Source organism: Pseudonocardia sp. TRM90224, assembly GCF_021245725.1.
In the GTDB taxonomy this organism is placed as follows: domain Bacteria; phylum Actinomycetota; class Actinomycetes; order Mycobacteriales; family Pseudonocardiaceae; genus Pseudonocardia.
The window spans coordinates 24,669-45,743 of the sequence record NZ_JAJGSX010000051.1 but is presented as its reverse complement, the minus strand read 5'-3'; the positions used below and the strand labels follow the sequence as shown (position 1 = coordinate 45,743).

The window sequence follows — 21,075 nt, the reverse complement described above, 5'->3', positions numbered from 1 at the left end:
GCCGATTAGTTCGAGGAGGCCTGGCGAGGGGCCGAACCGGACCCGGATTGGTTCCCACCAGCGCAAGGCACCGGCCTGCCGGATTCGGATTGGAGTCGCGCAGCCTCAGGGGTTCACCGCCAGTGGCATGTTGATCTCAGGCTGAATTGGCCGTTGGCGGTCGTTCCTCGTGCCTGTGATGATCGGCAGCGTTCATCAAGAGGATCCGAGGGACCTGGCCCCATGACGGTCCGGCAACCTGCGATGGCAAGGTGCCAAGGCCAGGAATGATGAGGAGCGACGCCTTGACCACCTGGTTCCGGGTACCCGTGCTGGACGGCTCGCTGGTGCGGTTGGAGCCGTTGTCACTCGACCATGCCGAGGACTTGACGGTTGCCGCCGAGGAGGACCGGGGCAACTACGGCTTCACCCTGGTCCCTCGCGCAGAAGGCGTGCGGGACTATCTGGCCGCGCAGTTCGAGCGCATCGAGCAGGGCGTGGTGCCGTTCGCGCAGATCCGCAAGCGTGATGGGCGCGCGGTGGGGTGCACGGCCTACTTGGACCCCCGGTACTGGCCCGGCCGCGAGCGTCTCGACCTGCGGGCGGTGGAGATCGGGTTCACCTGGCTGGCGGCGTCCGCACTGGGCTCGGGGATCAACACCGAGGCCAAGCTGCTGCTGCTCGATCATGCCTTCGACCACCTCCGGGTCGCGCGGGTGGACATGAAGACCGACGCCCGCAACCAGCGATCCCGGCGCGCCCTCGACGCCCTCGGGCTGACCTTCGAGGGGGTGTTGCGCAACTGGTCGATCTCCTGGGCCCCGGGCGAAGACGACCAGCTGCGGGACTCGGCCATGTACTCGGCGATCGCTTCCGAGTGGCCGGCCCTCCGGGGCCGGTTGGTCAGCAGGATCCAGGCGCAGACGCAGTCCTGACCCAGAAGGTCGGCCTGTGCAGCTCCTGCCCGATGAGGTCTAATTACGGGCATGACCGAATTCGGACGTGTGCGACCCCAGCCCAACCGAGCGGCGCTGATCGGCATAGCGGTCGGCCTGCTGCTCGCTCCGATCACCGTGCTGCCGGCCTCGGCCGGCGACGTCCAGCCCCTGCTCGCCTCCGGCCCCGGGACCGAGTGCTGCATCCAGGGGAACACGGTCGAGCCGCCCGGGAAGTAGGGTGCCCCAGGTGCTCGCCGGCCTGCACTCGATCGTTCTGGACTGCCGCCGCGCCGCGCCGCTGGCGCGCTTCTGGGCAACGGCACTGGGCTGGCTGGTCCGGGAATACGACAGCGCGGAGGTCGAACGGCTCGCCGGTCTGGGCCACACCCCCGACACCGATCCGGCGGTGGCCGTAGACGCGCCGGACGGCCGGCTCACGCTGTTCGTCGTCGAGGTGCCCGAACCGAAGTCGCTCAAGAACCGGATGCACCTCGACATCCGCGTCCGCGACGCCGCGCACTACCAGCAGCTCCTCGACCTGGGCGCGCGGCTCCACCAGGTCCTCCCCGAGTGGCACACCATGACCGACCCCGAGGGCAACGAGTTCTGCATCATGAACCCGCCATCATGAACCCGCCGGCCGTCACGTCCCAGTGGTGACCGAGAACGTCCGGATGGAGCTGGTGATCTCCGGTGCGAACTCGGCCCACTTGTCGGCCGGTGTCGCGGCGCGCGCGATCAACATCGTCGAGCCGTTCACGACCACGAGGCTCAGCTCGTGCGTCGGTGCCCCACCCGCGTCCGGGTCGTTGAAGACACTCCCGATCAGGTGCCCCGCAGTCCCGTCCGGAAGCGTCGTCGGCTGATCGACGTCCACCGTGGATCCTGGGATCTCGGCGACGCCCGCGCGCACCGCGCGCGCCGAGGTTTCCAGGCTGTCGTACGCCGTCACCACCCAGATCACGATCGACGCGGCGGGCTGCTCGCCCGGCGCTGCAGGGCTGCTGAAGGTCAGCAGACTGCTGGCGTCGGTCGTCCAGCCCGGTGGCGGCAGAATGGTGAACCGCTTGTTCACGTCGACGTAGGTGCCCGGTGCAAGGCTCCGTGTCGGCGGCGCTGTCGGTGACGGGGTCGGCGGGGCAACCGACACCGGTGCTGCGGCGACCGGCGACACCGGCGACGCCCGGCTGACGACGATGGTGACCGCGGCGATGAGCGCCGCCACCGCGACGATGGACACGGCTGCGACGAGCACGGACAGGCGCGGCCGCCGCGAGGCGGACGGCACCTCGGGTGCCCGTCCCCGTGGGTGCTGCACGACCGTCGGCTGCTCCTGAACCGGCACCCCTGGGAAGAACGCCTCGCGCGCAGCCTCGACGACCTCGCCGGCGCGCTGGTAGCGCTCCTCGGGCTTCGTGGCCATGCCGCGGGCGATCACGGCATCGATCGACGCCGGCAGCTGCGGGATGTGGTCGCTCGGCTTCGGACGCGCCGCGGTGAGGTGGGCGAACATCATCGCGGCGAACCCGTCGGCGGCGAACGGCTTTCGCGCGGTCAGCAACGTGTACAACAAGCCGGTCAACGAGTAGACGTCGATCCGGTTGTCACGCTTGTCCCCGTCGAACAGCTCGGGCGCCATGTAGTCCATCGAGCCCAGCGTGGTGCCGGTCATGGTGAGCCGGTGCCCGGTGGCCGGCGCGGCGATGCCGAAGTCCACGAGGTAGGCGAAGTCGTCGCGCTCCCCCGTGCTGCCCGCGCCGGTGCCACCGCCGACGAGCAGCACGTTGGAGGGCTTGACGTCGCGGTGTATCAACCCGTCGACATGTGCGGCGTCCAGCGCGCCGGCGACCTGGGCGACGATGTGCAGCGCCCGTGCCGGTGGCATCGGGCCGTGGCGATGGACAACCGTCTCCAGATCCGTTCCGTCGACGAGGCGCATGTCGATGTAGAGCCGGCCGTCGATCTCGCCGTAGTCGTGGATCGGGATCACGTGCGGTTCCCGCAATCGAGCGGCCAGCTCCGACTCCCGCCGGAACCGGTCCTGGAACCCGGCGTCCCCGGCGAGGTGCGGAGCCAGGAGCTTGAGCGCGACCGTGCGTCCCTTGCGCGTGTCGAACGCGCGGTACACCTCGCCCATCCCGCCCCTGCCGACCAGCGCGTCCAGCCGGTAGTGCCCGAACTCGGTCATCGGGCACCGACCGTCAGGGTGCCGAGCGTTGCACGGATCGTCGCTTCCTCGACGTGCCAGGTGTCGGCTGATCCGGTTCCGGTGGCCAGCACCCGCAGACCGTCGCGGACCACGACGACCTGGAGCATGTTGATCGGGAGCGTCGAGGTCGGGGTGCTCGCCGCCACCTGGTGGATCGAGCCCAACAGGTGCGCGGGGGTGCCGTCGGCCAGCGTCGTCGGTTCGTCGACCGTCAGCCTCGCCCCGAGGGCGCCGAGCATCGCCGCCCGAGCGGCCGCGATCTCGTCCGCCAGCTGGAGGCTCGTCGGTGCGGTGGTCACCGCGACGTCCGCGCTGTAGTAGTCGGTATCGCTGGCGATGGTGGGCGTGGGGCTGCTGTAGAACACGTCGTAGTCCGGCGACGGGGGTTCGGGGACCCATCCCGCCGGTGCAGTGATCGAGAACCGGCCTTTCGGGTCGATGTACGGGCCGGCTGCGAGCGCAACGGGCGGGGCGGCGGCGGACGTCGACGCAACCGGCGGTGCCGCAGCTCCCCCGGGGCTCGTCGCCGTAACGGCGACGCCGGTGCCGGCAGCCAGCACGATCACGGCAACGGCAACGGCGCCCGCGATCAACAGCTGGTTCGCGCCCCAGCGTTGTCGTGGTGGTGCGGAGGGCTCGGGCACCGAGGGCGCCGGGGGCTGCGCGACGATGACGGCCGTCGGGTCGTTCGGCCGGTCGAACAGGTGCGGCATCTGGACCGTCAACGAGGCGATCGTCAGTGCCCGCCGCGCACCGTCGGCAAGATCACCGGCCCGCTGGTAGCGCTCGTCCGGGTTCTTCGCCATCCCGCGCGCCAACACCTCGTCGAACGCAGGAGACACCGCGGCCACCCGCGACGGCGGCGGTGGCGTGACGTTCACGTGCGCATGCATCATCGCCGCCAACCCGTCGGCCTCGAACGGCCGACGACCGGTCAACAACTTGTACAACACACACGCCAACGAATACACGTCGACGCGCTTGTCCCGCCGATGCGCACCGTCGAACAACTCCGGCGCCATGTACGCCATCGTGCCCAACGCCGTACCCGTCACCGTCAATCGCGCACCCGACACCGGCGCCGCAATACCGAAATCCACCAAGTAGGCAAAATCATCATCGGTCAGCAACACGTTCGACGGCTTCACATCACGATGCACCAGACCATCCGCGTGCGCCGCATCCAACGCACTCGCCACCTGCGCCACGATCTGCACCGCGCGTTCCTCCGACACGGCGCCGGCGCCGGCCACCACCGTGTCCAGATCGACCCCGTCGACCAGGCGCATGTCGATGTACAGGCGGCCGTCGATGTCGCCGTAGTCGTGGATCGGAATGACGTGCGCTTCCCGCAACCGGGCCGCGACCTCCGACTCACGCCGGAATCGCGCCTGGAACTCCACATCCGACGCCACATGCGACGACAACCGCTTCACCGCGACGGTCCGCTGCTTCACCGTGTCGAACGCACGGAACACCTCACCCATCCCGCCGCGGCCCACCAAACCTTGTAGCAAGTAAGGCCCGAACTGCTCGTCCGACATGTCAGTCCCCTCGAAAGACCTGCATCGGCCGCCGAGCATGGCCGGAGGAGATTGCACGCATGCTTCACCGCGCTCTCGCGGAGCCGAGGACTGCTGCAGTCCCCGCGAGGACCGGAGTGGCGGTGACCGCTACGCGCCGGGACGCTCGTTCGACGCCACACGAACAGCGCGCAGGGCGCTCGTGCACAGGTTGGTGCCGCCGTGCACAAGTTCCACCCTGTGCACGGGGAGGCGAACCTGTGCACGAGCACCCCCGCGGCCCGACCCGGGCCGCGGGAGCCGGCCAGGGTGTGCGCAGATCACCGCAGGTCGGGCGAGCGGATCAGCAGTGTCGCCTGCACGTCGACATCGCCGACCGCTGCGTAGCCGTGCCGCACATCGGCCGGCCATTCGGCGAACCCTCCGGCGGGAACGTGCACCGGGTGGTCGAGCGGGCCGGCCACCAGCTCTCCGGCGAACACGACCACGCACTCGGTGACGCCCGGGTGGTGCGCGGGCGACGTCTGGCTCCGCCCGGCCGGCACGTGCAGCCGGAACAGTTCGTAGGTCACGCCGGGTTCGGTCCAGGCGCGCAGCGTCTCCACCAGTACCGCGGTGCCGCGCAGGAGTGGGCCCGGGGTCTGCAAAACAGACACTGGCCCGCCGGTCCCGACGACCGCGGTGATCGGCACCTGCAGCGCTGTCGAGATCCGCTGGAGCGTGTCCAGTGTCGGGTTGCGGGTGCCTGCCTCAATACCGGAGACCGTGGCCTTCCCGACGCCCGCGCGACGGGCCAGTTCCGACAGCGACAGCCCTCGCTCGCTGCGCAGCTGCCCGACGCGGGCACCGACGTCCGTCGGATCGGCGAGCGCCGTGAACGCGGTGGACGGCTGCTCCGGCATCCGGTTATCGTCCCATCGTTCCGCAAACGGAACGAGGAGGTCGGATGGAACGCGTCCTGCAGCCGGTGCTCGCCGGCATCGTCAGCCCGATCGTGGGCTTCGCCGGATCCTTCCCGGTGGTGCTCACCGGACTGACCTCCGTCGGCGCCGACCCGGGCCAGGCCGCGTCCGGACTGCTGGCGGTGAGCGTCGCGAGCGGGCTGATCACGGTGGTGCTCGCGCTGCGCTGGCGGATACCGGTGAGCATCGCGTGGTCCACGCCGGGCGCGGCTCTGCTCGTGGCCGCCGGCCCGCAGCCTGGCGGGTTCGCCGCAGCCGTGGGCGCGTTCCTGCTGTGCGGCGTGCTGATCGTCGTGGCCGGGCTGGTCACACCGCTGGGCAGGCTCGTCGGGGCCATCCCCGGCAACCTCGCCGGCGCGATGCTCGCCGGCGTGTTGCTGCCCCTGTGCCTGGCGCCGGTGCAGGCCCTCGCGCAGATCCCGCTGCTGGCTGCGCCGGTCATCGCCGTCTGGGCGCTGGTGGCGCGGTTCGCACGTCCCTGGGCGGTGCCATCGGCGCTCGTCGTCGCGCTGGCCGGGATCCTCTGGACGGGCGGCCTACCGGCCGGCGCAGGTGTGGCGCCGGCGTTCGTGTGGACCACCCCCGCGTTCGACCCGGCCACGCTCGTCGGCATCGGACTGCCCCTGTTCGTGGTCACGATGGTCTCGCAGAACGTCACGGGCATGGCTGTCCTCTCCCAATACGGGTTCCGGCCACCGTGGCGCCCCGTGCTGCTCGCGACCGGGGTCGGCACGATCGCCGCCGCCCCGGTCGGCGGACACGCGGTCAACCTCGCCGCGATCAGCGCCGCGCTGGTCGCCGGATCCGATGCCGGGCCGGCGGAGCGCCGGTGGATCGCCTCGACCGTCTCCGGTGCGGGCCTGGCGGCGCTCGGGCTGACCGCCGGCATCGTCACCGCGGTGTTCGCCGCCTCACCACCGGTGCTGGTGCAAGCGGTGGCAGGGCTCGCCCTCCTGGGCGCGCTGGCCTCGTCGATCGCCGCCGCCATCACCGAACCGGACGGGCGCGAAGCCGCCGCCGTGACCTTCGTGGTGACGGCGGCGGGGGTGAGCTTCCTCGGGCTGGGGGCGGCGTTCTGGGGGCTGCTGGCCGGAGGCGCGATGACCCTGCTGCACCGCCGCCGGGCTCGGCCGGCCGGCCCGCGCCGGATCAGCGGCGGACCGATCTCCGGGTCGCTCCCGCGAACCGCCCGGTAGAACGTCATCGGCCCTGATCATCAGCAGGAGGTGTTGTCGAGGTTCACGATCTCTGCTGCGACGGCGGCGAAGGCACGGATGGCGGCGTTCTCGAAGTCGGTGGCCCAGACCAGCGCGCTCTCGGCGGGCGGCTCGCCGTGGAGCGGCACGCCGGTGACCTCGGGGTGGTGGTAGTAGCTCAGGAACGACGCCGTGGTCGGGTGGACGAGTTGGTCACGGGCGATGCGGTGCAGGATGTCGCTGGTCGAGCTGATCTGCGCGCCTCGACGGATCGGCCTCCCGGACGGGGTCGTCGGCGGGAAGTAGGCGTCGTACATCGCCTGCGGGATATCGCCCCGCGGGATGACGGCGCAATCGGCCAGATCCTCGATGGTGGCGTACCCGCGTTCGGCGAGCGGATGGCCGGCCCGGACCAGGAGGATGCGGCCTTCCTGACTGAGCGTGGGACCGACGGTGAGACCGGGTTCGACGATGGGCTGCCGATGGCACATGAGGTGGTAGGTGCCGGTGTGCAGCCGCCCGTATGGGGCGGGGTATTCCTCGACGATGGTGAGCCGGCAGTTCGGGTGGCGTTCTTCGAACGTGCGGATGATCTGAGTGAACCACGGGCCGGCCATGGCGTAGCTCGCCACGCAGACGCGCAGCTCACCGCTGACACCCCGGGCCAGGTCGGTGGCGACCAGGACGGCACGGCGGAAATGGTCGTGGGCGGGACGGAGTTCGTCGCGCAGGCGTTCGCCCAGAGCAGTGAGCGCGACGCGGCGGGTGGAGCGTTCGAACAGTCGACCGCCGAGCCGGTCCTCGAGTGACCGGATGGTCTGGCTGATCCGTGGCTGGGAGAGGTAGAGGCGCTGGGCGGTCCGTCCGAAGTGCAGCTCCTCCGTCAGTACCAGGAAGATCTCCACCTCGCGCAGCTCCACGCAACGAGCATAGTCGTATTCATAAGACCGACTTATCACTGATGTTCATGATCGGTCGTTGATCAGCGGCCCGAGTGGCTCGAGTCTGATGCCGTCATCGACACAGCTACGGCAGGAGTGATCATGCTCATCAAGACTCATATGGGTGTCAGTGCGGACGGGTTCATCTCCTCGGTGGACGGGCGGCCGGCCCTGCTGTCCATGCCCACGTTCGTCTCAGGCGAGTCGCACGGGCATCCGGAGTTCATCGCGGACTGCGGCGCGGTTGTCATGGGCCGATCGACGTTCCTGCCGGCCGTCGGCGGTTCGTATTGGCCCTGGTCGGGTCTGGAGGTCTTCGTCCTGACCTCCCAGCCGCTGCCAGAGGCCACTCCGGCGGGTGTGGTGTCCGCGGCCGATCCGGCAGAGCTGCTCGCACTGATGCAGAAGGCGGACTTCGCCGGCAACGTGCACCTGGTGGGTGGCCAGCAGACCATCGACGCGTTCCGCCAGATCGGCGCCCTGGACCTGCTCGGGATCGTGACGTTGCCGATCCTTCTCGGCGACGGGACGCGGCTGACCCCTGCCGGGAGCGCGGCGCAGTACCTGCGCCTGGACTCCACACGCACGTTCCCCGACGGTGCTGTCGAACAGATCTACAGCATCGCCGCCCCGCTTACCTGACGCACATCGCAGAGGAGTCGACGATGACGCAACAGATCCGCCCCTACACGATCGATGTTCCTCAGCGGGAGCTGGACGATTTGCGGGACCGGCTCGGTCGCGTGCGCTGGACCGAGGAACTGCCCGACGCCGGCTGGGACTACGGCGTACCCGTCGACCATCTGCGGGAGCTCGTCACCTACTGGCGCGACGAGTACGACTGGCGTGCCTGGGAGAAGCGCCTCAACGCCCAGCCGCAGTTCGTCACCGAGATCGACGGGCAGAACATCCACTTCGTGCACGTCCGGTCGGCCAGGGAGAATGCACTGCCACTGGTTCTTCTCCACGGCTGGCCGGGCTCGATCGTGGAATACCTCGACCTCATCGAGCCGCTGCGCGCTGACCACGACCTCGTCGTCCCGTCCCTACCCGGCTTCGGGTTCTCCGGCACGACCCGAGACCGCGGCTGGACACCGGTTCGGATGGCGGCGGCGTTCCGCGTCCTGATGAAGCGGTTGGGCTACCAGCGCTACGGCGTGGTCGCTACCGACTGGGGCTCTTTCATCGCGCCGGAACTGGGCAGGGCGGCACCGGACGAGGTCGTCGGAATCCACGTCCAGCAGATTTGGTCGCACCCCTCCGACGATCCGGCGGAGCTGGCTTCCCTCACCGACGACGAACGCGCGGCGGTTGCGAAGAACCAGTGGTTCTCCGACAACGGCGGGGCGTACGGCACGGTCCAGCAACAGGTCCCGCAAACACTCGCGCACGGACTCACGGACTCGCCAACCGGTCTTCTCGCGTGGAACGGCCAGCTGTGGAAGGACGACGTCGATGTCGAATTCGCCCTGACCAACATCACGATCTACTGGCTGACCGGCACGATCGCCTCCGCGATGCGGATCTACCGGGAGTTCCACATCGCCGAACCGGTGGCCCAGGAACCGACGACGGTGCCGCTGGGACTGGCGATGTTCACGAACGACTTCAACTCGATCCGCATACTCGCCGACCGCGACCACGCCAACATCGTGTCCTGGAACGTCTACGAGGGCGACGGACACTGGGCAGCCCACCAATCCCCCGACATCTACCTCCACGACATCCGGACCTTCTTCGCCGGCCTCGTCGACTGACATCGATCTCGGGGTAAGAGCACGTGGCCGATCACGAGCAGGCACCGGTGATCAGCTCAGCTCATCGGTGGGAGCCGAGGTACGAGGCGGTTCGCAAGCTCGACCATCTGGGCGCACAGCTGTGGATCGTCGCCGAACCCCGTCAGTGACGCCGTCTCCAGGCGGTCCTGACCGTTCTCGGCGTACGTGCGCTGAGGGATCCTGACCGCGCAGGTCCGCCCGGGCTGCTCGGTGACGCGAGCGGCACGACCGCCGATGTCGACGGGGCGCCCGTCCTCGTCGGTCAGCGGGAACCAGTGGGTGTAGACCACGGTGAACGCGGGCGCCGCCACGCCCGCCTTCAGCCAAGTGCACGACCAGCCGCCGAAGCCGGGCTCACCAACGCCGTCGGCCACGGGTAGCACAGCGTCCACATCGTCGGCACGGAGCAGGCTGCAAGCCTCGATGCCGGCGAGCGCGGTCCGGCTCTGCAAGGGCACCCTGGCGTACAGGCTGCCGCGGGTCACGATGTCGAGCGCGGCGCGGACTCCGGTCTCGGCGACCGCACATACGTCCGATCCCGCTCCCGCTCCCCCTTCGGCTTCGGCGGAGATGGCGGCGCCCGTGCCATCCGGGAAGAGGATGTACCTCTCGCACGTGCCGAGGACGGCCCTGCGTGCGATGGTGAGCTGCCCGACCCGTTCCAGGTCGCCGCCGACGCCGTACGGGCGCTGGTTCTCGTTGTCGAACGACGCGGTCAGGAACACCCGCCCGCCCGCTCCGCTGATCGTGGCGTCGCACACCGCGAACGCCGAGACATCCGGATGCACGGCGACCGTGCCGTGCACCGCGAGTGCGCCGCGATCGATGAGCGAACAGGGGTCGGCGCTCTCCGGGTCCACGTACGGCGCCGCCTCCGGCGGCGCGCCGGTGCTCGATGCCGGAGCGGCACCGACGTCGCCACGGGTGCGCTCCCCCGTCGGGACGAGCAACACCGCGACGGCAACCGCGACGAGCACGGCGGCGCCTGCTCCGATCAAGCCCCATCGTCTCGATCCGCGGCCGCCGTCGGATCGAGGGAGCGCGTCGACCCGACCGTGAGGGGCGTTCATCTCCTCGCCGCTGACGAGACCGTGCAGCACCGCGTGCGCCTGCGCCGCGGTGGGACGGGCGCGGGGATCGTCCGCAGTGAGGGCACGGATGATGCCGGTGAGAGGTCCTGCCCGGACCGGGGCGGGCACCCCGCCACTCGCGATACGGGAGAGCAGGGCGAGCACGTTCTCGGAGTCATCGCCGAACGGCGGAAGTCCGTCGAGGGCGGCGAAGAGCGTCGCCCCGAGCGAGTAGACGTCGGTGTGTGGACCGGTGCCCCCGCCCCGCGCCGTCTCCGGCGCGATGTACGCCGGGGTTCCGCTCACTACTCCCGTCGCGGTCACCGTCCGGGCTGTTGTCGCGTGCGAGATGCCGAAGTCGGCGAGCTTGACGACCGTGTCGGGTCCGATCGTCGGCAACCCTGTTGCGCCGATGAGGATGTTGTCGGGCGTGACATCCCGGTGCACGACTCCTGCCTCGTGAGCCACCGCGAGCGCAACGGCGATCCGCGCCCCGATGAAGGCGACCTCTTGCGGCACCAGCGCGCCACGTTCGGCGAGCAGGCGGCGGAGGCTGCGCGAGGGCAGATACTCCATCACGAGCCAGGGCACACCGTCTTCGAGCAGTACGTTGAAGACGGTCACGATGTTCGGGTGATGCAAGGCCGCGGCGGTCCGGGCCTCGCGCATCGTACGGTCCAGCGCGTGCCCGGCCTCGACGTCAGGCACCTGCACCCGCTTGAGTGCTACGTCGCGCCCGAGCAGCTCGTCCGTCGCCCTCCACACCGATGCCGTCCCGCTGTGGCCGATCAACTCATGCAACCGGTACCGGCCGTCGAGCAGCCTCCCGATCTCGTGGCCTCGCACGCTCGTTCCCCCGATGATGCCGTGCCGACCGGGCGCGAAGACCCTGTCAAGGCCAGCCGGCCCACTTGTCGTTCCCATACGAGGGACTCACCCCCGCTCGCCCGGCCGTTCCAGCCGTGGGCAGGCGACGAACTCAATCACGGCCGCCCGGCCCGGGCGTCCCAGTTCGAGGAACATCGAAACTACGTGCGCGGGCCCGCGCACGTAGCCCGCGAGTGACGGGCGTCAGCCGACGTTCCTGTTCGGCACCCTCCTGAATAGAGCCATTACCAGCAGCGACCAGGATCACCGCATGTTCGTCATCGTCATCGACTACATCGCCGACCTGCCCGACATCGACGCAGCGCTCGAGGAGCACATCGCCTGGCTCGACAAGCACTACAGCGACGGCACATTTCTGGCCTCGGGACGGCAGGAGCCGCGGACCGGCGGGGTGATCTTCGCCCACGGCAGTCGCGCCACCGTAGAGGCAGCCGTAGCCGACGATCCGTTTGCTACGCGCGGCCTCGCCCGGCACAGAGTCATCAACTTTCGGCCATCGAGGTTCGCCGGACCACTCGCCACCGAGCCGGTTCAGCAGGCGCTCGCGTAGCCCGTGGGAATCGCGGCGGAGTCGCGCGCAGGACGGCACGTCGGCTCAGGGGACCAGCAGGAACCGGTAGGCGTCGCTGGCGAGTGCGTCGGCGAACGGGACCCCGTGCACGATCTGTTTCTGGAACCTCCGGTGGATGCTCTGCACGTCCTCCGCGGTGGTGGGGTGGAAGTTGCGCACGTCGACCTCGCGGACGAACGCCCAGTCGGACTCGTCGAGGCCGTGCGGGTAGACGTGATCGGCCCGGACGGTCGAGCTGATGGTCTTGATCAGCTGCGTCACCTCGTCCGTGCCCGGCGCGCGGCGCAGCCGCCACTGCTGCCGGACCCCTACCGGGGCGGCCACCAGCTTCTCCAGCGGAACCCCTGCTGTCGCCAGGAACTCGGGGACCGCCTTGAGCGCGGCCCATCGGCCCTCGGGGAACGAGCGCGGTTTCTGCTGCTCCACCCCGCTGCTCGGATCGAACACCCTGCGCTGCGCCTTCGGCCCGATGAACAGGTCGTACGGCGACCAGACGAAGGCGTTCGGCATCGCCGCCGGCCACGGCGCCGACGCGGTGATCGGCCGGCCGGCGAAGCGTTCCAGCGTCGACTGCCCGACGGCGACCTTCCGTGCGAGCGCCAGCAGGACCTGCAGGTACTTCTGCCCGAGGATGTGGTGGCGCGAGAGGTTCGCGCCCACCGGGCCGAACGCGGTCGGTGCCCCTGGATGGTCGACGAGGGTCACGTCCAGATCGAAGGGCATCGTCACACCGCCCCTGTCGGCGCGAGGCGCATGCTGTCGGAATACTTCGCAAGCACCTCGAAATACCCCTCGACGGTCGTCTGCGCAGTGCCCTCGTCGGCGAAGTCCATGTAGCTGTCGATGAACTTGGACCGCGTCGCGTCGGGATGGCGCTTGGTGTAGTCGATCCACATCTCGCGCAGCTTGATGAAGTCGCCGAACTCCGCGAACGCCGACCGCATCGCGTCGATGAACTTCTGCGCGTTCTGCGGCGACTTCGGGAAGTCGACGTTGAACCCCGCCGGCTTCGCTGTGACCTTCGCCAGCGCGGCGACCAGCCCGGCGAAACGATCCTCCTCCTTGACGATCCCCTGCTGGATGTCGGCCTGCTTCGCCATGACCGTCTTCAGATAGCCCTCCGACTTGCGCACCGCCGCTTTGAGCTTGTCGATCTCCTGATCGAGCTCCTTCTCCTCCTTGGCACCGTCGATCGCACCGAAGATCAGGTCGATGCCGACGGCGGCGAAGATCCCGATCCCGGTCGACGCCAACCCGGCAAGGCTCGTGCCCTCGACGACGGCCTCCGCGGCGACCTCGCTCACACCTTCCCCGACGGTCTCCTCGGTGATCTCCACCGCGTCCTCGACACCGGCCTCGACGCCCGCCTCCGCGCCGGTCTCCGCGAGTTCCTCGATCGCGGTCTCGCCCAGCTCCTCGCTCCCGGTCTCGGCACCACCCGTCACCAGGCTCTTGGTCAACTTCCCGATCTGGAAGACCGCCTTGAGCAGCTGCGCACCAGCGGCGAGCTCCGAGATCATCTCGCCCATCTGCAAGGGGACGGACCCGGCCGGCGGCGGCTCCAGCGCCTTGACCTGCACCCGGAAGTCGTTGTACTGGAGGTCGCTCATCGTCCCCGCGTTCGCGATGATCACGAGTGTGGCATTGCCGGCGATCAGGGTCTGGTACCGCTTCAGCCACTCGTTGAAGACGTCGATCTGCTTCTGAATGCTGCCCTGCAGACTCACCGCCTTCGCGTGCTCGTTGTTGACCTCGTCCCGCTTGTGGTCGTTCCCGTAGATCCAGTTGTCCCACGGCAGCATCGCCATGCCGGGCTCCTCCGTCGGTCGGCACTCCCCGGACCGCTTCCGGGCCCGACGAGCGTGCGCGGCAGGCCCCGTGGGACGCCTCCGTGATCCCGCCACTGCACTCGAACTGCTGAGCACCGTCATCGGCACCTACCCGCCGTCGACGACGACTACGCCGAATGCGCCGAATCGCTCTGGCGAATGCAGTATCGAACTACGGTTCCCATTCCGCCGAGCGGACCAGCAGGATCGGTGAGGGCCGGCATCGGATCCGAATCCGATCACCGACGAACGCGCCGGCCCCCGTCGGAGCCCGTGCTGCAGCAGCCGGCCGGGCCTGCGATCACCAACCGTCCTGGTCCGCGGTCGACCTGCCGCGGCCGGACCCGAGAAGGGCCGGACCCGAGAAGGGCCAGACCCGAGAAGGGGCAGCCGTGACCGCGCCGCCACCACCTACGCCACCGCCCGTTCCGCCACCCGATCCACTCTCCGACCCACTGCCCGCCGGGTGGACCACACCCGAGTTCTGGACGACCGTCCTCGTCCAGGTCGCGGCGCTGGGCGCGGCGACCGTGCACGTCCTGCTGCACCGCGACGTGGACCTCGACGCGGTCGACGCCGCACTGCCCGTCGTCGCCGTCCTGATCGCCGGCCTCGCGCACGCCCTCTACCTGCGGTCGCGCCGGCAGATGCATCTCACCCACCTGCTGACGACGCTCGCGCACGCCGGATCCGACGTCGAGCAGATCATCGCGCTCGCCAAGGAGCTGCGCGGGAGCGGCAGCCTCGCCACACACCACTAGGAGTTCCGATGCCTGGGAAGAACATCGTCAACAAGACCGGGAAAGACCTGTCGCTCGTGCTGACGGTCCGCAGCGGTAGCAACACCGGCCACGCGCCGAAGGCGACCGTGTCGGCCACTGTCGGCCACGGCAAGACCGCCACGGTCTCTTACGGCGACGACCACGACCCCTACCTCGACAGCATCGCCGTCGACGTGCTCGACAAGGGCGGACTGGTCGCGACGCAGGAGTTCGCGTTCCAGCGCGGCAGCACGATCGACAAGAACATCAACACCCACGACACGGTGATCGTGTCGATGGACCACAACAAGAACCTCTCCCTCGCCTTCAGCAACCCGCTGTGACCCGGCCGACCCGATTCCCGGAGAGGAGCGTCCCGTGTCCTTGCTGCCATGGGGTGACTGGATCTACGACAACGGCCACCGGCGCGACGAGGTCCGTTCGTTGCACAAGGAGGCCGTCGCGCTCGCCGCGACCGTCAAGACCGAGATCGACCAGTTCAACACCGGGTTGACGCCCGCGAAGAACCTGATCGCCGGCAACGCCGTACTGCTCGTGATCGCCAACACCGTGGTGATGAACGACCTGGAATACGACAAATTCCGCACCCAGGTCAAGGCGCTGCCACCACCCGCGCCGGGATCCGTACCCGCCGAGATCGGCTCGATGCTCAGCGAACTCGCAGCCGGCACGCTGATCCTCAAGGCCGTTCTCCAGGTCGGCCGCCTCGGCTCCCGCCTGCTGACCGGCGGCGCGCAGGCCGGTGGCGAATTCGGGGGCGACATCGGGGGCGAGGCCGTCTCGTCGCTCGGCGAGGCCGCCTCCGAGGTCGGGCTGGAATCCGGCGCGGAGACCGCGGCCGAGATCACCGGCGAGACCGTCGGCGAGGCCGTCACCGAGGCAGCGGCCGAAGCCGTCATCGAAGGCGCATCGCTCGCGGGGCTGGCCGAGACCGGCATCGGGATCTTCGCCGCCGTCGGCATCGACGTGGTCTTCGGGCTGCTCGACGGCGCGAAGGAGAAGGCCGAGCTGGACCGGGCCATCAGCAAGCTGCACAGCGCCCTCAAGAAGGCCCAGTTCTTCTACAACACCGTCCTCACGCGGCACGGCCGGCTGGACCTCGTCGTCGGGACCGAGGAGAACCGGTTCACCGGACTCGTCACCGGCCTCGCCAAGGTCACCGGCAAGCCGGCGCCGGTGCCGACCGACCTGCCGCTGGCCGTCGGCGCGGCGGGTCGCTACTCGACCGCCATGGCCGCGGCGGCCGACGCGTACGGCGACTTCCTCGCCCTCCGCGACGGGTGGGTCGACTACGTGGGCCGCCACCCCGCCGCGCGCAAGGACGACTTCGTGTCCGCCTACATCGGATTCGCCCGTCCCGGTGTCGCGCGGGAGACGATCTCGGCAGAGTGGGATGTGCTTGCCGCCTATTCGGAAGGGATGCGTGCGCGAACGTGACGTACCAGCCAGCAGCGACGGCCGTCGGTCCCGAACCCACCTGGCCGTTGGTCGGGCGCAGCAAGGAGGTGCGGGCTGCGGTCGGTGCCCTGCGCCGCGGCAGCGTCGTGCTCGTGGCGGCGACCGGCTGCGGCCGCTCACGGGTCCTGTCCGAGATCGTCAGCTCGGCTGCCCGCCGCCACCCGCGCACGCTGTCGGTCGCCGCGACCGCGGCCGCGTCCACCACCCCTTTCGGATCGCTCGGCCCGCTGCTCGGCCGGTTGGGAGCGGCGCCGGGCGTCCGCGAGGTGCAGCGCGTGGTGGAACGGGTGTCACCGGCCGCAGGCCCACCGATGCTGCTGGCGGTCGACGACGCGCACCTCCTCGACCCGGCCTCGGCCGCGCTGCTCCTGCAGCTCGCGACCGCAGGCGCAGCACGGGTCGCGGCCACGGTGCGCCGCGACGCCGCCGCACCCGACGCGGTGACCGCGCTGTGGAAGGAAGGCCACGCCGAGCGCATCGACCTCCCACCGTTCGATCACGTCGAGACGGCACAGGCGCTGGAGCGCGCGCTCGGTGGCCCGATCGCGCGGGCCAGCGTGGAGAGGTTCCACCGGCTGTCCGACGGCTACCCGCTCATCCTGCGGGAGCTGGTGATCGCCGGACACATCGACGGGAACCTCGCCCGCCGTGACGGGATGTGGTTCCTCGCCGGTGACCCGCAACCCACCGCTCGCCTGCTCGACCTCGTCCGGCATCGCTGGCCGGCCACCGATCGGCTCCGGCTCGCAGCAGAGCTGATCGCGCTCTCGGGGCCGCTCCCGATCGCGGTCGTCGAGTCGCTCATCGGTGCTTCGGCGCTCGTCGAGCTCGAAAGGTTCGGGATGGTGACCAGCGACCAGTCCGGTCAGGACGGAGCGGACGGGGCGGGGCGGCTCACCCGCGTCATCGACGGGCACGTGCTCAGAGCAGGTACCGGGCTGCTCACCCGCCACCAGCACCTGCGCACCCTGCTCTCCGCGCTCCCCCATTGCTGCGACGATCCCGATCTGGACGCCCGGATCGTCGAATGGCGCATCGACCTGCGAAGACCGGTGGAATCGCCGAGGCTGACCGCCGCCGCCCGCCGAGCCGGTGACACCGGGCGACACACCGACGCCGAAGCGCTCGCCCGCACGGCGGTCGCGCAAGGCGGCGGCGACGATGCCGTCGCCGTCCTCGCCGCCGCGCTGCTGCGCCGCGATCCGGAGGCCGCGACGACACTCATCGACGACACCCTCGCAACTGGCGCAACAGCATCCACCGGGGACGCCGAACGCCGGTTGCGCGCGTTGCGCCGCGCCGCGAGCGGCCGCCGAACGGCACCGACCCACCGGGACGGCCGCACCGATCCGCGGGAGCTCGTCGAGGCGGCCGACCGGTACGACGACGCCGACTGGGACGGGTTGGCCGCGTGGTGGCACGACCGGCTGACGACCGGCGACGACCTGGCCGGCACCCGCCGAACGGCCGCGCGGCACCGCACCAGGCCGCCCGGTGTCGTGCGCGACCTCGCCGAGCTGGCACTGGGCTGGTCCGCGCAGCTCGCCGGTGACCTGCACCAGGCCGATCTCACGCTGACGGAGCTCGGCGATCGGCTGGACCGGGTCGATCCCGGCCGCCTGGCGTCCGCGTGCCGCGCCGTGCTGACCCAGGTTCGGGCGCAGATGGGCGACCTCGTCGGTGCCATGCGAACCGCACGCCGGTTCGACACCGACCAGCCCGGAACGCACACCGCGCAGGGAACGGCGTGGTTGATCGGATCAGCGGCCGTCGAGGTGCCGCTCGCGCGCGTCTGGCTCCTCGCCGCGCGCGGCAGCATCACCCAGGCCGTCGAGACGGCGCTCGCCGCCGCCGAAGCCGTCGACGACCGGCGGGGACGGGAAGCGCTGATCCGCGCGGCCCTGCGCCTCGGCTGCCGATCGACCAGCCTTGCCGCACTGCCCGTCGGCAATGGCGGTGGAGCGTTGGCGCAGCTCACCGTCGCGCACGCCGCTGCCGTGCGCGACGACGACGTCCGCGGTCTGAGCGACGTCTCGGCGGCATACGAGACCGGCGGGTTCGCGCTGCTGGCAGCGGAGGCGTGGACGTCGGTCCAGCGCCGGTGCGCGGACCTCGGCGACAGCGACGGCAGCCGGCACGCCGCGGCGATGGCCCAGGCCGCCGCACACCGGTGCACCGGCGCCGCCACACCCATGCTGACCGCCGCCGCGCACCCCCTGCTGCACCTGCTGACGACGCGCGAGGAAGAGACGGTCAGGCTCGCAGCCGCCGGTCACAGCAACGCCGAGATCGCCGCCGAGCTGCGCCTCTCCGTCCGCACCATCGAGTCCCACCTCTACCGGGCCATGACGAAGCTCGGCGTCCACCGGCGACAGCTGCTGCTCGACGCGCCAGCACTGCGCCTCCGGGGACCCCACACGACCCGGGAGGAGCACCGGACGTCGGCCGCCGGGTGACGACCCGTGTCCGGCAGCCATGCGCTTCCCCTGCTACTGGGACGATTGCTATTGGGACGAGTCGATCCGGCGCAGGAACGCTTTGGTGCGGTTCTCCTCAGCGGAGGTGGCGAGATCATCCGGCGCACCTTGCTCGACGATGACGCCATTGTCGAACATCACGAGCCGATCCGCGGCCGAACGCGCGAACGCCATCTCGTGCGTCACGACGATCATCGTCATCCCGTCGGCGACCAGCTCCTTCATCACGGTGACGACCTCCCCCACCATCTCGGGGTCGAGGGCGCTCGTCGGTTCGTCGAACAGCATCAGGTCCGGCTTCATGGCGAGCGCGCGGGCGATCGCGACGCGCTGCTGTTGACCTCCCGACAGCGCCGACGGCCGGCTGGCCGCCTTGTCCGCCAGACCGACCCGCGCCAACAGGGCGTGCGCCTGCTCCCGCGCCTCCTCCTTCGGCACACCGAGGACCTTCACCGGGGCGACGGCCACGTTCTCCAGCGCGGTCATGTGGGGGAAGAGGTTGAACCGCTGGAAGACGAACCCGATGTTGCGTCGGCGTTCCGCGACGACCTTCGGCCGCTCCTCGACCGGCCGGCCGGGCCCGGGGCGGTAGCCGACGGACCGCCCGTGCACGAGGATCTCGCCCGCGTCGATGCGCTCGAGGTGGTTGAGACACCGCAGGAACGTCGTCTTCCCGGACCCGGACGGCCCGATGATCACCACCACCTCGCCCGCCCGGACGTCCATGGAGACCCCGTCGAGCACGCACAGGTCGCCGAAGCGTTTGACCACCCCACGTGCCGACATGACGATCGGTGCCGGTTCCATCAGCGCACCCCTTTGCCGGCGAGCAGGGTGCCGCCGAGGCGCGACCGCAGCGACGGCGGAGCGATCACCCGACCCGGATCGGCGAGCCTGCGCTCGATGAATCGTTGGATGAACGACCAGATCGTGGTGAGCGCGAGATAGCAGCAGGCCACTACGAGGAAGATCTCGAACGTCTTGAAGGTCGCCGAGTTGATCGACTGCGCCGTCAGGAACATCTCCTGGAGCCCGATGACCGACAGCAGCGACGTCGACTTCATCATCAGGTTGAACTCGTTGCCCAGCGGCGGAACGATGATGCGCAACGCCTGTGGCAGCAGGACCACCCGCATCGTCGTGGTCGGTGTCATGCCCAATGCCTGTGCTGCCTCGGTCTGGCCGGGGTCGATGGCGTCGAGCGCAGCGCGGAAGATCTCGGCCATGTACGCCGCCTCGTTGACCGCCAGCGTGAGGACGGCCGCCTGCACGACGCCGAGCAGGACGAACCCGCCGAGCTCGACGTCGCTGAACCGGTAGACACCCGCCGCGGCGAGGCCGTTGTAGACGATCACCAGCTGCACCAGCAGCGGGGTACCGCGGATCAGCCAGACGTAGCAGCGACCGACCCAGCGCAGCGCACCGAAGCGGCTGCGCTGGGCCAGCGCGATCACGAACCCCAGCAGCACGCCGAGCAGCTGCGCGACGACCGAGATGTAGACGGTGCGCCACAGCCCTTCGAGGAACACGGCCGACGGCGACAGCAGGTACTGCCAGAAGAACGCCCAGTCGAAGCCCGCAGCCACGTCAACCCGCCACGGCGATGTCATCGCCGGTCAGGTTCCACTTCGCGAGGATCGCCGCGTACGTGCCGTCCTTCCGGATCGTCGCCAACGCCGTCGCGATCGCGTCGTGCAGCGCGGTCCCACCGCCCTTGAGCGTCGCGACGCCCACCTTGATGCGGTTGAACGGCTCGCCGACCAGCTGGAACGTGCCGGGCTGCTGGGTCTGCACGTACGCGGCGGTCTCAAGGGTCGTGCCGTAGCTGTCCACCAGGCCGAGCCGCAGCTGCTGCAGGGCGTCACTGTCCTTCGTGAACTGCCGGATGTCGATCGGCGGCTTGCCGGCCGCCGCGCACTTCGTGGACTGGTCGGTGAGGTACCCCACGACGGTGGTGCCGGTCTGGCCAGCGGCCCGCTTACCGCACAGGTCCTCGGCGCCGGCGATGGAGGTGTTCCCGTTCGCCACCATCAGGGTGTTCGACGCGTACATGTACGGGACGAAGTCGACGACCGCCTCGCGCTCCGGCTTGATGTAGAGCTGGCTGATGATGGCGTCGCACTGCCGGGCCTGCAGTGCCGGGATGATGCCGTTGAAGCTGGTGTTGGCCCATTTCGGCCGGACCCCGAGCTGGGCGGCCAGTGCGTCACCGAGCTCGATCTCGGCCCCGACCGCTTTCTGGGACGCGTCGAAGAACGTCAACGGCGGCGCGCTGATGTCGGAGCAGTAAGTGATCTCGCCGTCCTTCACCAGTGCGCCCGCGGGCACCGCGACCGCGCCGGGCACCTGCGCCGGCGCCGGGCCGGGCGTCCCGCCGCATCCGGAGATCACCCCCACCGCTACAGCCAGTGAACAGACCAGCGTCGCTACCGCTCGTCGGGACGGGAAGTACGACCTGGCCATGTAGTGCTCCT

Annotated in this window: 21 protein-coding genes and 1 riboswitch; of the genes, 11 read left to right on the top strand and 10 right to left on the bottom strand. The window is 69.9% G+C overall.

Going from position 1 to position 21,075, the window contains the following annotated elements:
- Positions 1-189: 189 nt before the first annotated feature.
- Positions 190-276: riboswitch (SAM riboswitch) on the top strand.
- 8 nt (positions 277-284) lie between these two features.
- From LL648_RS38375 to LL648_RS38365, 3 genes are read left to right on the top strand one after another with little or no spacing between them, the layout of a single operon-like run.
- The gene (locus LL648_RS38375; protein WP_232667870.1) at positions 285-914 is read left to right on the top strand and encodes a GNAT family N-acetyltransferase; all 630 of its coding nucleotides are present in this window, start codon (positions 285-287) and stop codon (positions 912-914) included.
- 51 nt (positions 915-965) lie between these two features.
- Positions 966-1,154, top strand: coding sequence for a hypothetical protein (locus tag LL648_RS38370; protein ID WP_232667869.1), 189 nt, complete (start codon positions 966-968; stop codon positions 1,152-1,154).
- Between the two features lie 10 nt (positions 1,155-1,164).
- Complete coding sequence (locus LL648_RS38365; RefSeq protein WP_232667868.1) at positions 1,165-1,548, top strand: VOC family protein; 384 nt, start codon at positions 1,165-1,167, stop codon at positions 1,546-1,548.
- Between the two features lie 12 nt (positions 1,549-1,560).
- Here LL648_RS38365 and LL648_RS38360 read toward each other — a convergent pair whose 3' ends face one another.
- The 3 genes from LL648_RS38360 to LL648_RS38350 all read right to left on the bottom strand — a co-directional run bounded on the left by LL648_RS38360 (position 1,561) and on the right by LL648_RS38350 (position 5,551).
- Positions 1,561-3,105, bottom strand: coding sequence for a serine/threonine-protein kinase (locus LL648_RS38360; protein WP_232667867.1), 1,545 nt, complete (start codon positions 3,103-3,105; stop codon positions 1,561-1,563).
- Positions 3,102-4,670, bottom strand: a complete 1,569-nt coding sequence (locus LL648_RS38355) for a serine/threonine-protein kinase (RefSeq protein WP_232667866.1) — start codon at positions 4,668-4,670, stop codon at positions 3,102-3,104. Before LL648_RS38355 ends, LL648_RS38360 begins: the two co-directional genes overlap by 4 nt.
- Before the next feature lie 299 nt (positions 4,671-4,969).
- Positions 4,970-5,551, bottom strand: a complete 582-nt coding sequence (locus LL648_RS38350; protein ID WP_232667865.1) for a helix-turn-helix domain-containing protein — start codon at positions 5,549-5,551, stop codon at positions 4,970-4,972.
- A gap of 44 nt (positions 5,552-5,595) precedes the next feature.
- On the opposite strand from LL648_RS38350, the gene LL648_RS38345 reads away from it, so the two are divergent.
- Positions 5,596-6,807, top strand: coding sequence for a benzoate/H(+) symporter BenE family transporter (locus tag LL648_RS38345; RefSeq protein ID WP_232667864.1), 1,212 nt, complete (start codon positions 5,596-5,598; stop codon positions 6,805-6,807).
- A 20-nt stretch (positions 6,808-6,827) separates the two neighbouring features.
- Here the strand turns inward: LL648_RS38345 and LL648_RS38340 are convergent, their stop codons facing one another.
- The gene (locus LL648_RS38340; RefSeq protein ID WP_232667862.1) at positions 6,828-7,727 is read right to left on the bottom strand and encodes a LysR family transcriptional regulator; all 900 of its coding nucleotides are present in this window, start codon (positions 7,725-7,727) and stop codon (positions 6,828-6,830) included.
- A gap of 123 nt (positions 7,728-7,850) precedes the next feature.
- On the opposite strand from LL648_RS38340, the gene LL648_RS38335 reads away from it, so the two are divergent.
- Positions 7,851-8,390 carry a dihydrofolate reductase family protein gene (locus LL648_RS38335; protein ID WP_232667861.1) on the top strand — a complete coding sequence of 180 codons (540 nt, stop codon included), beginning with the start codon at positions 7,851-7,853 and terminating at the stop codon, positions 8,388-8,390.
- Between the two features lie 23 nt (positions 8,391-8,413).
- Positions 8,414-9,505 (top strand): epoxide hydrolase family protein, encoded by a 1,092-nt coding sequence (locus tag LL648_RS38330; RefSeq protein WP_232667859.1) that lies wholly within the window; start codon positions 8,414-8,416, stop codon positions 9,503-9,505.
- 56 nt (positions 9,506-9,561) lie between these two features.
- On the opposite strand, the gene LL648_RS38325 is transcribed toward LL648_RS38330, so the two are convergent.
- Positions 9,562-11,442, bottom strand: a complete 1,881-nt coding sequence (locus LL648_RS38325) for a serine/threonine-protein kinase (protein ID WP_232667857.1) — start codon at positions 11,440-11,442, stop codon at positions 9,562-9,564.
- Positions 11,443-11,734: 292 nt separating this feature from the next.
- Here LL648_RS38325 and LL648_RS38320 point away from each other — a divergent pair, with 292 nt between their 5' ends.
- Complete coding sequence (locus tag LL648_RS38320; protein WP_232667855.1) at positions 11,735-12,034, top strand: YciI family protein; 300 nt, start codon at positions 11,735-11,737, stop codon at positions 12,032-12,034.
- Positions 12,035-12,079: 45 nt separating this feature from the next.
- Here the strand turns inward: LL648_RS38320 and LL648_RS38315 are convergent, their stop codons facing one another.
- Both LL648_RS38315 and LL648_RS38310 read right to left on the bottom strand, forming a co-directional pair.
- Positions 12,080-12,778 (bottom strand): hypothetical protein, encoded by a 699-nt coding sequence (locus tag LL648_RS38315; protein WP_232667853.1) that lies wholly within the window; start codon positions 12,776-12,778, stop codon positions 12,080-12,082.
- A gap of 2 nt (positions 12,779-12,780) precedes the next feature.
- Positions 12,781-13,863: a hypothetical protein gene (locus LL648_RS38310; RefSeq protein ID WP_232667851.1), complete on the bottom strand. Its 1,083-nt coding sequence runs from the start codon at positions 13,861-13,863 to the stop codon at positions 12,781-12,783.
- 413 nt (positions 13,864-14,276) lie between these two features.
- Here LL648_RS38310 and LL648_RS38305 point away from each other — a divergent pair, with 413 nt between their 5' ends.
- The 4 genes from LL648_RS38305 to LL648_RS45580 are packed head-to-tail and all read left to right on the top strand — an operon-like array spanning position 14,277 to position 18,580.
- Complete coding sequence (locus LL648_RS38305; protein WP_232667849.1) at positions 14,277-14,645, top strand: hypothetical protein; 369 nt, start codon at positions 14,277-14,279, stop codon at positions 14,643-14,645.
- An 8-nt stretch (positions 14,646-14,653) separates the two neighbouring features.
- On the top strand, positions 14,654-14,989 hold the full coding sequence (locus LL648_RS38300; RefSeq protein WP_232667847.1) for a hypothetical protein: 336 nt from the start codon (positions 14,654-14,656) through the stop codon (positions 14,987-14,989).
- Positions 14,990-15,023: 34 nt separating this feature from the next.
- Complete coding sequence (locus LL648_RS38295) at positions 15,024-16,103, top strand: hypothetical protein (RefSeq protein WP_232667846.1); 1,080 nt, start codon at positions 15,024-15,026, stop codon at positions 16,101-16,103.
- Positions 16,100-18,580: a helix-turn-helix transcriptional regulator gene (locus LL648_RS45580; RefSeq protein WP_232667844.1), complete on the top strand. Its 2,481-nt coding sequence runs from the start codon at positions 16,100-16,102 to the stop codon at positions 18,578-18,580. The genes LL648_RS38295 and LL648_RS45580 overlap by 4 nt, the downstream gene beginning before the upstream one ends.
- Positions 18,581-18,628: 48 nt before the next feature.
- Here the strand turns inward: LL648_RS45580 and LL648_RS38285 are convergent, their stop codons facing one another.
- Genes LL648_RS38285 through LL648_RS38275 form a run of 3 tightly spaced genes read right to left on the bottom strand, consistent with a single transcriptional unit; the run spans position 18,629 to position 21,064 of the window.
- Complete coding sequence (locus tag LL648_RS38285) at positions 18,629-19,408, bottom strand: amino acid ABC transporter ATP-binding protein (protein WP_232667842.1); 780 nt, start codon at positions 19,406-19,408, stop codon at positions 18,629-18,631.
- Positions 19,408-20,211, bottom strand: a complete 804-nt coding sequence (locus LL648_RS38280) for an amino acid ABC transporter permease (RefSeq protein WP_232667840.1) — start codon at positions 20,209-20,211, stop codon at positions 19,408-19,410. The genes LL648_RS38285 and LL648_RS38280 overlap by 1 nt, the downstream gene beginning before the upstream one ends.
- Complete coding sequence (locus LL648_RS38275; RefSeq protein ID WP_232667838.1) at positions 20,189-21,064, bottom strand: ABC transporter substrate-binding protein; 876 nt, start codon at positions 21,062-21,064, stop codon at positions 20,189-20,191. The genes LL648_RS38280 and LL648_RS38275 overlap by 23 nt, the downstream gene beginning before the upstream one ends.
- Positions 21,065-21,075 lie beyond the last annotated feature (11 nt).